General features: G+C 50.4%; 6 protein-coding genes. 4 read left to right on the top strand and 2 right to left on the bottom strand.

The window, feature by feature from the left end; genetic code table 11:
* Positions 1–53 precede the first annotated feature (53 nt).
* Positions 54–1,682, top strand: a complete 1,629-nt coding sequence (locus tag PsAD26_RS17285) for a CTP synthase (protein WP_063311453.1) — start codon at positions 54–56, stop codon at positions 1,680–1,682.
* 24 nt (positions 1,683–1,706) lie between these two features.
* A complete protein-coding gene (locus PsAD26_RS17280; protein ID WP_208985741.1) occupies positions 1,707–2,561 on the top strand; it encodes a VOC family protein in 855 nt (284 codons plus the stop codon).
* A gap of 60 nt (positions 2,562–2,621) precedes the next feature.
* Here PsAD26_RS17280 and PsAD26_RS17275 read toward each other — a convergent pair whose 3' ends face one another.
* On the bottom strand, positions 2,622–8,747 hold the full coding sequence (locus PsAD26_RS17275) for a type I secretion protein (protein WP_193758307.1): 6,126 nt from the start codon (positions 8,745–8,747) through the stop codon (positions 2,622–2,624).
* A gap of 304 nt (positions 8,748–9,051) precedes the next feature.
* Here PsAD26_RS17275 and PsAD26_RS17270 point away from each other — a divergent pair, with 304 nt between their 5' ends.
* Both PsAD26_RS17270 and PsAD26_RS17265 read left to right on the top strand, forming a co-directional pair.
* Positions 9,052–10,479, top strand: coding sequence for a TolC family outer membrane protein (locus tag PsAD26_RS17270; protein WP_063311452.1), 1,428 nt, complete (start codon positions 9,052–9,054; stop codon positions 10,477–10,479).
* An 11-nt stretch (positions 10,480–10,490) separates the two neighbouring features.
* Positions 10,491–10,889, top strand: coding sequence for a hypothetical protein (locus PsAD26_RS17265; RefSeq protein WP_063311451.1), 399 nt, complete (start codon positions 10,491–10,493; stop codon positions 10,887–10,889).
* 9 nt (positions 10,890–10,898) lie between these two features.
* Here PsAD26_RS17265 and PsAD26_RS17260 read toward each other — a convergent pair whose 3' ends face one another.
* Positions 10,899–13,238 (bottom strand): type I secretion system permease/ATPase, encoded by a 2,340-nt coding sequence (locus tag PsAD26_RS17260; protein ID WP_063311450.1) that lies wholly within the window; start codon positions 13,236–13,238, stop codon positions 10,899–10,901.
* Between the last annotated feature and the right edge of the window lie 128 nt (positions 13,239–13,366).

The following is a 13,366-nucleotide window of genomic DNA, read 5'->3' as shown; positions in this document are numbered from 1 at the left end:
TCGGCGTGCTTCCCTTCTGATAAGTTCCGCCCTTTCAAACGTGGTAGCGATCCATGGCACGGTACATATTCATCACCGGTGGTGTTGTTTCTTCTCTTGGGAAGGGACTTGCCTCCGCAGCTCTTGGTGCGGCTTTACAGGCGCGCGGATATAAGGTTCGACTTCGTAAGCTCGATCCTTATTTGAACGTTGATCCGGGTACCATGAGCCCTTACCAGCATGGTGAGTGTTATGTGACGGATGATGGCGCAGAGACCGATCTGGATCTTGGCCACTACGAGCGTTTCACGGGTCGTCCAGCAAACAAACAGGACAACATTACCACTGGTCGCATTTATCAGGACATTATCGCAAAGGAACGCCGTGGTGATTACCTTGGCGGTACCGTGCAGGTGATTCCTCATGTGACTGATGCGATCAAAAACTTCGTGTTGGATGGCAACGAAGGCTACGACTTCGTGCTTTGTGAGATTGGCGGTACCGTTGGTGATATTGAAGGTCTTCCGTTTTTCGAAGCTATTCGTCAGCTGGGCAATGATTTGCCACGCGGACAGGCTGTTTACATCCACCTGACACTGCTGCCTTACATTGCAAGTGCTGGTGAAATGAAAACCAAGCCGACACAGCACTCTGTTAAAGAGCTGCGTTCTATCGGTATTCAGCCAGACATTCTTATGGTGCGTTGTGATCGTCAGATCCCAGAGAATGAACGCCGTAAGCTTTCCCAGTTCTGTAATGTGCGCGAAGAAGCTGTTATTCCGGCATATGATGCGAAGAGCATTTATGAAGTGCCGCTTGCCTACCACAAGGAAGGTCTGGATGAGCAGGTTCTGGATGCATTTGGCATCACGGGTGCTCCGGCTCCAGATCTTTCCCGTTGGGAAAGCATTGTAAACTCTCTGTTCAATCCAGAGGGTGAAGTCACCATTGCGATTGTTGGTAAGTACACCGTTCTCAAAGACGCTTATAAGTCTTTGATTGAAGCGCTTGTGCATGGCGGAATCTCAAATGGCGTGAAGGTCAATCTTGAGTGGATTGAATCTGAAACATTTGAGAAGGAAGACCCAAGCGAGTTCCTTGCTAACGTGAACGGTATTCTTGTTCCTGGTGGTTTTGGTGAGCGCGGCTCTGAAGGCAAGATTGCTGCTGCACACTATGCGCGTGTGAACAACATTCCTTACTTCGGTATTTGTTTTGGTATGCAGATGGCTGTTGTTGAAGCCGCGCGTAACCTTGCAGGTATTGCTGATGCGAGCTCTACCGAGTTTGGTCCAGCCAAAGAGCCAGTTGTTGGTTTGATGACTGAATGGACACGCGGTAACGAGAAAGAACAGCGTCAGGCAGAAGGTGATCTGGGCGGTACCATGCGTCTTGGTGCTTATGATGCAGTCCTGAAAGCTGACAGTAAGATTGCTGCGATCTACGATTCCACAGAGATCTCCGAGCGTCACCGTCACCGTTATGAAGTGAACATCGGGTATCGTGAGAAGCTTGAAGAAGCTGGTCTGATTTTCGCCGGTACGTCTCCAGATGGTGTTCTGCCTGAAACGGTAGAGATCGATGACCATCCTTGGTTCATTGGTGTTCAGTACCATCCAGAACTGAAATCACGCCCGTTTGAACCGCATCCGCTGTTCTCCTCCTTTGTAGGTGCTGCGCGCGATAATAGCCGTCTGGTTTAATCGGACGTTTTGGGGGGAAACACTTTGACTAAGGGAATTGACCACATTGTTCTTGCTGTAAACTCTTTGCGGGATGCAGCAGGGCTCTGGGAACAGCTCGGATTTAAGGTGACGCCAACTGCACGTCATCCTTGGGGTACTGAGAACCGCCTCGTTCAGCTGAATGGCAGTTTTCTTGAGGTTTTGGCGATTGGCGAAAACGCTGAACTGACAGAACCAAGTGAAGGTGTTTTCTCTTTTGGCGCGTTCAATCGTGATTTCCTGCTGAAGGGAGAAGGTGCTTCCATGTTCGTGATGGACAGCACGAGCGCGGTGGACGACCGTGAAGCATACACTGCTGCCGGTCTTCCTGAGTATGCGCCATTCTCCTTTGAGCGGATTGCTGTTTCTCCTGAGGGCGAAGAACGTCAGGTTGCTTTTGATTTGACGTTCACGGCAGATCCGCTCAGCGGGGAGCTTGGCTTTTTTACTTGCCATAACAAGTTTCCAGAAAACTTCTGGAAGGCAGAGTATCGATCCCATCCGAACACTGTGTGTGATCTGAGCGAAGTCATCTTTGTTGCTGACGACCCTGCCGATCATCATGAATTCCTGAAGGCGTTTATTGGTGAACGTACTGCGCGGCTCTCCAGCCTTGGTGTTGAAATTGAAACGTCGCGCGGGACAGTCAAAGTTCTTTCTCCAAGCGCCTATGAGAGCCTTTATGGGGTTAAAGCTCCAGCTAAAAGGGCAGGCCTTAAACTGGCGGCCCTTGGCTTTTCTGCTGCGAACCTGGAGAGCTTTGGAACATATGCTGAAGCACTTGGTGGACGCAAATCCGGTGATTTCTGGGTGATTGAGCCAGAACGAATGGCCGGTGTTGCCTTGATCTGCAGCTGATCCTGTTTAAACCCCGAGGCTATCGCTTTCGGGGTTTTTCTTTGTGCTGAGCCTAGTGAGTTATGCAGTGACAATGAGTGGTGCCTGATTTTCATCCACGATGAGCTCCAATTGAGCTGGAGGCGACGAAAACTCCATGACCTGTACCATGTGGTGGTTCGTTCCAGCTCCATCCTGATCAAAACTCAGAACGCCTCCTGACAGTTGGAAGTAGTCTCCCACATTTTGCTGTGTGACTTGCTCGGATCCAATCAACTCTGTCACATCCAGCCGATCGGCGTCATCTCCAGATGAATCGTAGTCAGTGATGAGATCTGCAATTGTGAGATTGGAGAGATCGAGCACAAATGTATCGCTGTTGGCTCCACCTTCAAGTGTGTCCCTGCCGCCCATTCCTGCAATCTTGTCTCGCCCTTCCATGCCGGAGATGTGATCGTCACCGTCGAGGCCTTTGATCAGCTCGCTGGTTTGTGTCCCTGTCAGCACATCATCCCCAGATGTGCCAAGTATGGGCGGTGCTGCCTGCTTGATGGAAATGAGGTGGCTATCCGTATCTGTATCGCCATCACCATCTTCGACTGAAATGAAAAACTGCAGTGTCTGGTTTTGGGGAAAGTCCAGCCCCGTGTCGGCTGTAAACTCCCATGTGCCATCTGAATGGATGGTAAGTTCACCTTGCTGCGTGTACAGCGTGGTTTGTGTGTTAGGAGCCAGATTGACGATGTGTTGGTCGTTTACGTCCGTGTAGACAGTCACTTGCGCGTATCCATCAGCACCAGAGCTGAGTGAGAAGGTATCGCTGATTGTCTCTCCCTCAGTTACGACGTTCTGTGTGTCTGAGATGTCGATGTCTGGATTGTCATCTTTGATTGAGATGTTGGTGATGCCCAGAGCAGTGCTGCCATCTGTATCCGTTGCGACAACCGGGACACCTAATATTGTGAAATCGCTGGTTCCGTTGGTCACATGCGGAAAATCTGCAAGCAATGTGGCAGTTACTTGAACTGAACCCGTAGATCCAGCTGCAATGGATGAGCCTGTCAGGGCCAACTGAATAGTGTTTTGGCCATTAATTGAGCCTGTGAGTGTCTGTTTATCGGCTGAAAGTGCCCAGTTGATGGAGGTAACAACAGCGCCGCTGTCATCACGGACCTCGATACTGGATGTGTCCCCAATCGTGAAGCTTATGATATTATCAGAACCAGCTGTGAAACTCAGCGTATCGCTTTGTGTTTCTGCTGTACTAGCTGGGTTTGATCCAATTACATCTCCTGTCGGCTCATTGTTACCGACCTGATCTCCCAAAGCACTCTCATCAAGACTTAAGGCGATAATGTCGCCACCGAACGGATTTGTGCCATCGGTGATCTTGATAGTCTGGGTGTCTGACGTGGTGTCTCCATCAGCATCCGTTGCGGTGATGGTGAAGGTTTGCTCTTGCGGATCATTGTTGTCTAGATTGGTAGTAGCTTCAAAGGAGTAAGTGCCGTCTGGATTGACGGTGAGCGTACCCTTAGGCATGTCAAAGATGGCAGGGGTGTTACCAGATAAAGAGACAGTCTGGTTGATCTCACCAGAAACGGAAACGGTGACGTCTGTAACTCCATCAGCACCGGGATTGAGTGACCATGTGCCGTTGAGTGTGTCGCCCTCAGCGACTGAGGCTGGTGTGTCTGCGATGTCCAGCTGTGGTGCATCGTTAATGATGTTGACCTGAATGTCAGCTGTGACCGTGTCTCCGTCATGATCTGAAGCGTTTATGGTGATGCTGTTGATCTTGATGGGATCTCCGCTTGTATCATGGGGAAAGGCACCAGTCAGCGTTGCTGTGACCCGTACCAAGCCTTGTTGACCTGCTGTGATGGCTGAAGCATCCAATGCCAAAATGATAGCAGGGGTGCCGTTTATTGAGCCAATAAGCTGGCCATTCGAGATTGCCCAACTGATATTGAGGGCCGCATCTCCATTGGTGATTGTAATGCCTGAAGGATCACCAAATGAGAATGCAGTTAGGTCATCAGAACCAGCCGTGAAGGTGGGTGTATTTGAGACATCTGTCTCGGTAGTGCTGGTTGGATCAGAGCCGGTGATATTAGCCGCTGCCAGATCATTTTGATCCTGCGTTGTATCAAGGGCTGTTTCGTTGACGGTGAGGATCAAGCCCACTGCTTCACCAGGTAGGTTGTCTGGTGGTGTTGGTGATATGCCATCGGTGATGGTTATGGTCTGGGTGTCAGTTGTGGTGTCTCCATCAGCATCTGTTGCGGTGATGGTGAAAGTTTGCTCTTGCGGACCGTTGTTGTCCAGATTGGTAGCAGCTTCAAAGGAGTAAGTGCCATCCGGGTTGACGGTGAGTATGCCTTTGGGCAGCGTGAACGTGGCAGGGGTGTTACCAGATAGAGAGACGGTCTGGTTGGCTTCTCCGGGTACTGAGATAGTGACATGGGTGACGCCATCTGCTCCGGAAGTGAGCGACCAGGTACCGTTGAGTGTGTTGCCTTCTGCGACTGAGGCTGGCGTGTCTGCGATGTCCAGCTGTGGAGCATCGTTAATGATGTTGACCTGAATGTCAGCTGTGACCGTGTCTCTGTCATGGTCTGAGGCATCTATGGTGATGCCGTTAATGTTGATAGGATCTCCGCTCACATCATGAGGAAAGGCATTTGTCAGCGTGGCTGTGACTTGTATTGTGCCTTGTTGACCTGCTGGGATGGCTGAAGCATCCAGCTCCAATATGATTGCAGGGGTGTCGTTGATTGAGCCGATAAGCTGGCCATTTGAGATTGCCCAGCTAACATTGAGGGTTGCGTCTCCATTGGTGATGGTGATGCCAGAAGGATCTCCAAAAGCAAACGTAGACAAATCATCAGAACCCGCCGTGAAGGTGAGGGTACTTGAGACATCTGTCTCGGCAGTGCTGGTTGGATCAGAGCCGGTGATGTTGCCTGCTGCCAGATCATTTTGATCCTGCGTTGTATCAAGGGCTGCTTCATTGACCGTGAGGATCAGATCTACTGCTTCACCGGGCAAATTGTCTGGTGGTGTTGGTGATGTTCCATCGGTAATCTTGATGGTCTGTGTGTCTGATGTGGTGTCTCCATCAGCATCTGTTGCGGTGATGGTGAAGCTTTGTTCTTGTGGATTGTCGTTGTCCAGATTGGTAGCGGCTTCAAAGGAGTAAGTGCCATCCGGGTTGACGGTGAGTATGCCTTTGGGCAGCGTAAACGTGGCAGAGGTGTTGCCGGAAAGGGAGATGGTCTGGTCGATCTCACCAGAAACGGAAACGGTGACGTCAGTAACACCATCAGCCCCAGGGGTGAGTGACCACGTGCCGTTGAGTGTGTCGCCTTCTGCGACTGAGGCTGGTGTGTCTGCAATGTCCAATTGCGGTGTGTCGTCAATGATGTTGACCTGAATGTCAGCTGTTACCATGTCTCCGTCATGATCTGACGCGTTTATGGTGATGCCGTTGATCTTGATGGGATTTTCGTTCGCATCATGGGGAAATGCATCTGTCAGCGTTGCTGTGACCTGTATCGAGCCTTGTTGACCTGCCGGGATATCTGAAGCATCCAATGCCAAAATGATAGCAGGGGTGCCGTTTATTGAGCCGATAAGCTGGCCATTTGAGACTGTCCAACTGATATTGAGGGTTGCGTCTCCATTGGTGATTGTAATGCCTGAAGGGTCACCAAATGAGAATGCGGTTAGGTCATCAGAACCAGCCGTGAAGGTGAGGGCACTTGAGACATCTGTCTCGGCAGTATTGGCTGGATCTGAACCGGTGATGTTGCCTGCTGCCAGATCATTTTGATCCTGTGTTGTATCAAGAGCTGCTTCATTGACCGTGAAGATCAGATCTACTGCTTTGCCGGGCAGATTGTCTGGTGGTGTTGGTGATGTTCCATCGGTAATCTTGATGGTCTGTGTGTCTGATGTGGTGTCTCCATCAGCATCTGTTGCGGTGATGGTGAAGCTTTGTTCTTGTGGATTGTCGTTGTCCAGATTGGTAGCGGCTTCAAAGGAGTAAGTGCCATCCGGGTTGACGGTGAGTATGCCTTTGGGCAGCGTAAACGTGGCAGAGGTGTTGCCGGAAAGGGAGATGGTCTGGTCGATCTCACCAGAAACGGAAACGGTGACGTCAGTAACACCATCAGCCCCAGGGGTGAGTGACCACGTGCCGTTGAGTGTGTCGCCTTCTGCGACTGAGGCTGGTGTGTCTGCAATGTCCAATTGCGGTGTGTCGTCAATGATGTTGACCTGAATGTCAGCTGTTACCATGTCTCCGTCATGATCTGACGCGTTTATGGTGATGCCGTTGATCTTGATGGGATTTTCGTTCGCATCATGGGGAAATGCATCTGTCAGCGTTGCTGTGACCTGTATCGAGCCTTGTTGACCTGCCGGGATATCTGAAGCATCCAATGCCAAAATGATAGCAGGGGTGCCGTTTATTGAGCCGATAAGCTGGCCATTTGAGACTGTCCAACTGATATTGAGGGTTGCGTCTCCATTGGTGATTGTAATGCCTGAAGGGTCACCAAATGAGAATGCGGTTAGGTCATCAGAACCAGCCGTGAAGGTGAGGGCACTTGAGACATCTGTCTCGGCAGTATTGGCTGGATCTGAACCGGTGATGTTGCCTGCTGCCAGATCATTTTGATCCTGTGTTGTATCAAGAGCTGCTTCATTGACCGTGAAGATCAGATCTACTGCTTTGCCGGGCAGATTGTCTGGCGGTGTTGGTGATGTGCCGTCGGTGATGGTGATTGTCTGTGTGTCTGACCTGGTGTCTCCATCAGCATCTGTTGCGGTGATGGTGAAGCTTTGTTCTTGTGGGTCGTCATTGTCTAGATTGGTAGCAGCTTCAAAGGAGTAAGTGCCGTCTGGATTGACGGTGAGTGTCCCCTTGGGCAGCGTGAACGTGGCAGGGGTGTTACCGGCAAGGGAGATGGTCTGGTTGCCTTCTCCGGGCACTGAGATAGTGACATGGGTGACGCCATCTGCTCCAGGGGCAAGGGACCAAGTGCTGTTTAAAGTGTTGCCCTCTGCAATGGTGGCTGGTTCGTCCGCAATATCAATCAGAGGAGTGTCATCGAGGATATTGATGGTGATGTCACCAATTGCCTGATTGCCTTCTTCATTGGTCACGCGGACTTTCATGAGGTCTTGCTGCGCACTGTTGCTGTGATCACCTGAGGTGCTGAGAGTGTAGGTCCAGTTGTAGGTTCCATCTGGATTCGCTGTAATAGTGTAGGTGCCGTGGGGCGTAATGATCTGACCGCCACTGGTGACATCTACCCAGATATTTTGAATGGGATCGCAAACTTCGAGCGTTTGGAGCGGGGAGGAACCGCTTTGGATGTTCATCGGCCCAGCAGTTTGAGTGGCGGCCTGTCCTGCTGCAGTGCCAGACGCGAGGCCGGACTCGTACACATCATCAGTGTTGCCTGCGAAAAAGGCAGGTGTCACTCGCGGATTGGATAGGTCTGGCGTGGATGTGGTTTGCTGGTCAGGTTCGAATGTGCCATCTCCAAATTCACGTTCGAGAACCTCTTCATTGCGCTCTGAGGGCAATAGAAGCGGTGTGATTGGGAAAGCCGGCTGGACGACGATTGAGATTGGCTCGAAGTCATTTCCGCTGCCAATGAGTTCATCGTTGGCAGGTAACGGAGACTGAGGCTCATTGTTGCCGCTTGAGGGCTCAGAAGCGCTTGGTGCACCTGATGAGGTCTCTGGACCAGCACTTGGTTCGGCGTTTCGCGCAGCTGCAAATGCTGTTTGAATTTCCTGCGCGGTGAGGAGTTGATTTTCAATTTCAATGGAAGGTGGATTGCTGCTGTGACCCTCAATGATCAGGCGTGTGCCATCTGCCAGAGTGATTTCGGTGGTGCCATTGGCGGTCTGGATATCTGCAAGTTCCAAACCTGATGGCAACAGCAGAATTTCTCTAACAGGATCCCATTCAACCTCATTGAGAAGCAGGTTCATGCCACGTGGTTGACCATCTAACAGCGTTTCTGACGTTGTTTCAATGTTATCCGGGAGTTGGATAATAAGCTGGCTGATGTTTGGTGCTGTTGAACTGGCCTCTTGTTGAGATCCATTTTCCAAGTCTGGGGCCTGTTCAGGCGTTGTTTGATTGGTTGGAAGCGCTTGAGGTTCACCGGTACTGGTATTCGGCATGCAAGGCTCCCTTTGCAAACTGGAACAGGACGTTAGCGCGCTTTTTCTGAATGAGAAGGCATCTCTCTCTGAAACTGTGCTACCGAATTCTAAATCAAATGGAGTTCAAATTTATATATACATTATACAATACGCATAACTGACAATATTAAAGGTGGCGCCTTCTGAGTTGAAGTTGCTATTACTTTTTGAGTTATTGATATTTATTACACTTAATTGCGTGAGGAATGACATTATATTAAAATAAAGTAAATTAAAGCTTCAGTTGCCCGGTTGTCTCAAGTATTGCGTAGAGGGCGTGTGTATGAAGTTGTTTGCGCCACTTATTCTTGGCGTTGCTGCCGTAGGCTTGTTGAGCGGAGCAGGCCACGCGATGTCTCTCAGAGACGCAGTGAATCTTACCGTCTATAGCAATCCCGAAATTGGTGAAGCGGTTTTTGACCGCAACGCGATTGGCTTTGAGCTGAAACAAGCCAAAGGCGAATGGCTGCCGCGTCTTGATCTTGAATTTCGCGGAGGGGCGGAATGGGCAGATCGCAGTTTTACACGTCAGCGGGATCAGTTTTTTTATGGTCCTTATGAAGTGAGAGCAACGGGTCGGCAAAAGCTTTTTGACGGGTTTGCGACGACCTACGAGATTGAGCGTCAAAGAGCTCGTTTGGATGCGACCTCTTTCAGAGTCTGGGAGCGTTCAGAGTTCATCGGGCTCAGTGCAGTTCGCGCCTATGTGGAAGTTTCCCGTCTTTTTGAAGTGAAACAGTCTGCCCAACGTAATATTGCCTATCATTCCAAAGTTGCCTCCGATATGCGGGCGGGGTTGTCCCGCGGGGTTGTTTCCGTGGCGGATGTGCAGCAGGCAAGTGAGCGGGTGTTTGCTGCAAGGCTTGCATTGCAGGAGGTTGTTGAAGAACTTGAACTTGCAGAAGCCACGTTCATTGAGGTGGTGGGCAAGCCAGTGGGACGCATGGGAGGTGTTCCCAGTGTCTCACGGCGTATTCCTGGCACGCTTCCGGATGTTTTGAATGTAGCGCGGCGGAACAATCCTTTGATTGCGTTACGCAAAGCTGATGTTGATGCAGCGAATGCGCAGATCAAGATTGCGGAGGCAGATTATTATCCCAGGTTGGATCTGGAGCTTTCTTCGCGCGTTGGCGAGAACCTGAACGGATTTCCCGGCGTCAATAATCAGGCCACAGCGCTGGTTGTAATGCGTTGGAACCTCTTTAATGGCAATATTACGAAGAACAGGCGTGCGGAGCAGGTTGAGCGGGCTGGTGAGGCACGGATGAGAACTGCGCGTGCTTTTCGTGAAGTTGAGCGGGAAACGCGCGCTTCCTGGATCAGGCGGATAGAGCTCTCCAAGCAACTTGCAATCATCAAAAAACAGCTTTCAGCGTCACAGCAACTTCTCATTTCATATGAAGGCCAGTTCACTGTTGGGCAGCGAACTCTGCTGGATGTTCTGGATACACAAAACACCGTTTTCTTTACAGAGGTTTCCGAGATATCTGCTCGCTATGCGCAAACCTTTGCCAACTACCGACTACTGGCTGCAATGGGTGGCTTGCTAGAGTCATTTGATGTTCAACCTCCTGCCCAAGCCGATGCGGGCTATCGTAAAGTTCGGGATGATGAGGAAACAGAGGGTTGGTTACCGGGCAAAGTATTGCCGGGTGTTTCAGCTCAATGGGCGCGTGGGACACCTGTTGCTATGCCTAAACCGAAACAGTAAGGGAGGGTATTATGGGCAAACTTAAGTTTGCGACGGGCATGAGCGGTCCAGCACTTCTCATTTGGGGGGCTGCCATGTCTCTTACGGTTTGGGCAGGGGATGCGGTCAGTGCGGATCTTGCTGTTGCGACCTCCGACTATTATCGCGGTGGCGTGTGCTATAACTTCAATCTGAGACATCCTGAGGAACTGCACAGTGAGATTTCTGTTCGGGTGCGTGATTATTTTGAGGAGGCAAATACCGTTGTTGTCTCCGCGCAGCAAAGTTCAATCGTACAGTTGCGGTTTGATTGGGCGCTTGAAACAAGAGACTGGTGTGGCGTTGCCATTGGCTACATGAAAGACGCGGTCTGGGATGATGAAGCTGTCAATCGCTGCCTCTGTTTTCGCGAATACATGAGGGAGTACTAAGTTCTCAGGTCATCCAGTTCCTTTTGAAAGGATATGGATGACTTTTTCTTTTGGGCCATCAGCGAGAATACGGCCCTTATCCAGAATGATCAGCCTATCGACCAGAGAAAGTGGTGCCGTGCGATGTGTGGCAATAATCAAGGTCTGCTGTGAGGTGACTACTGATGAGAGGGAACTGATGAACTGTTGTTCGGTTTGGCCATCCATCATGCCCGTGGGTTCATCCAGATAAAGTAGTTTGGGTTTGCCCATGAATGCTCTGGCGAGGATGAGCTTTTGTTTTTGTCCAGAAGAGAGATCACGACCGCCTTCCTCAATCAATCTGGCAAACCCATGTGGATGGGCATCGATAAACTCCAATGCTCCGGCATTCTCGCTCGCTTTGACCAGTTCAGCGTCAGAGGCCTCAGGGCACCCTAACTTGATGTTGTCCCTGATAGAACCGGAGAAAAGGCTGGCATCCTGTCCGATGTAACTTATGGATCTTCTCAATTCCGTGGGCGCAAATTGCTGATGGTCCAGATTGTCGATGGCATAACTTCCTGCCTCTGGCAAATAGAGGCCGCTCAATACTCGGCCCAGAGTGGATTTGCCTGAGCCGACAGGCCCGAGTATAGCGATCCGCTCTCCTGCCGAAATGGATAGGTTCAGGTTTCTCAATGTCGGCTCTGTGGCCTGCGGATAGGTGAAGCTCATGTTCTTCAGAGAAATCTGAGCGTGATCAATGGCTTTGCTTAGATGTCTGGAGGCCCACGGTGATTCTCGTGGTAACTGATTGATGGCATCCAGTCTTTTATAGGCGGCTTTGACCTGCTGAAACCGTGCCAGAAAACTGGAAAGTGTTGCTAGTGGGGCAACGGCTCTTCCTCCCAAGATCACACAGGCCACAATGCCACCCATGGAGATAAGCTTTTCTGAGAACAGATATGCGCCTGTGACCAGAAGAGCGACTGTGGTGAGTTGCTGCAAAAAGCCAGTCAAATTCAAAGCCCAGGTAGAAAGTGATCTGACTTTGTTTTGTGCTGAGGCTGCCGAGGCTGTGGCGCTCTCCCATTTGCCCAGAAGCTGTCCTTCTGCACGTTGGAGTTTGATTGTTTCCAAGCCGTAGAGACACTCTACCAATAGTCCGTTGCGTACTGTGGCATCAGTAACGGTCGCCTCTACAGCTTTCTTGAGCGGGAACTGCATTAGCAGTCCAATAATGACTACGCTCATAATTGCAATAAGGAGCGGATAAACCATTGGGCCACCAATATACCAGATCAAGCCAAGGAACATGCCAAGGAAGGCAAGGTCTGTGATGGCAGCGATAGTTGCTGATGTCATGAACTCGCGAATGGTCTCGAACTCACGAATTTCATTGATGAAGCCAGCGGTGCTTGCGGGGCGATGAGCCATTTTCAAGTGCATCGCCTGATCAAATAGTCTGGAGGAAATAATCAAATCAGCTCGTTTGCCTGCAAAGTAGATTAAGGAGGCGCGTAGTGACTTCAATAAAAGGTCAAAGAGCAATGCACCTGCTACGCCAAGGGTAAGAACCCAGAGTGTCGGGAAGGCCGAGTTGGGTAACACACGGTCATAAACGTTCATGGTGAAGAGCGGTGATGCCAGTGCGAGCAGGTTGATGAAGGCTGCTGCAAGTGCAACGAAGGCGTAGTCTCGTGCAACAGCTCTAATGCCACTGAAGAACCAATGGGAGTTATCTTCCTTAGTTGTTTGCTCCTGTGAACCTTCTGGTTTGTAGAAGGGCTTTGCAACAATAATTTCTCCGCTGCAGAGCGCCTGAAGCTCTTCCAGTTTAGCCAATACAGCGCCGCCATCTGCGTGTGGGAGGGCGACTGCATAGGACTTCTCATCGTACTTCTCTAGAATGACCAATGCTCCACCGGATTTGAGGAGCAGAACGGCAGGAAACAAAAGAGAGGAAAGACCAGTTATTTTCTGGTGAAAAGCCTTGGTCGAAAAGCCTGCGCGTTTGAGGGCTTTTTGTAATAAATCTGCGGTGAGCTTACCATTTTCTAGCGGTAGGCCTGCAATGAGGTTCTCTGAGTTTGCTGGCATGTTATGTTGAACCAGTAAAATTTCGAGACATCCCCGTAACGGGTCGATGTCAATTAAGTCCGCAGGGCGGACATCTGATGTGGTGTCCTTAACAGGTGTTGTGCTTTCAGGTTTCTGTTTTGCTTTTTGGTTTTCTTCTGACGTTGCAACCGAAACCGTGGCTTCGACAACTGTATCACTCCCTTTGTTTGAGGAAGGGACTTCAGTCGTCGTTGTGTCTTCCTTTTTTACGGAAGGCGGTATCTTTTCTTTTCTTGTTTTCGGCTTGGCCGTTTTTGTCAGTTCCAACCTGCAATTCTCCGCAATAGATCCCCGTAGTATTCAGAAAAACCAAGGAGGGTTACCTTTGGTAAGGATAGCTTGATTCCGGTTGGTCGCGTGCCTCTGGAACTTGTTGGGGAGTTTCTAGGGGGATT

It is taken from the genome of Pseudovibrio sp. Ad26 (assembly GCF_001623285.1).
Taxonomy (GTDB): domain Bacteria; phylum Pseudomonadota; class Alphaproteobacteria; order Rhizobiales; family Stappiaceae; genus Pseudovibrio; species Pseudovibrio ascidiaceicola.
This window is presented reverse-complemented; position numbering and strand designations above follow the sequence as displayed.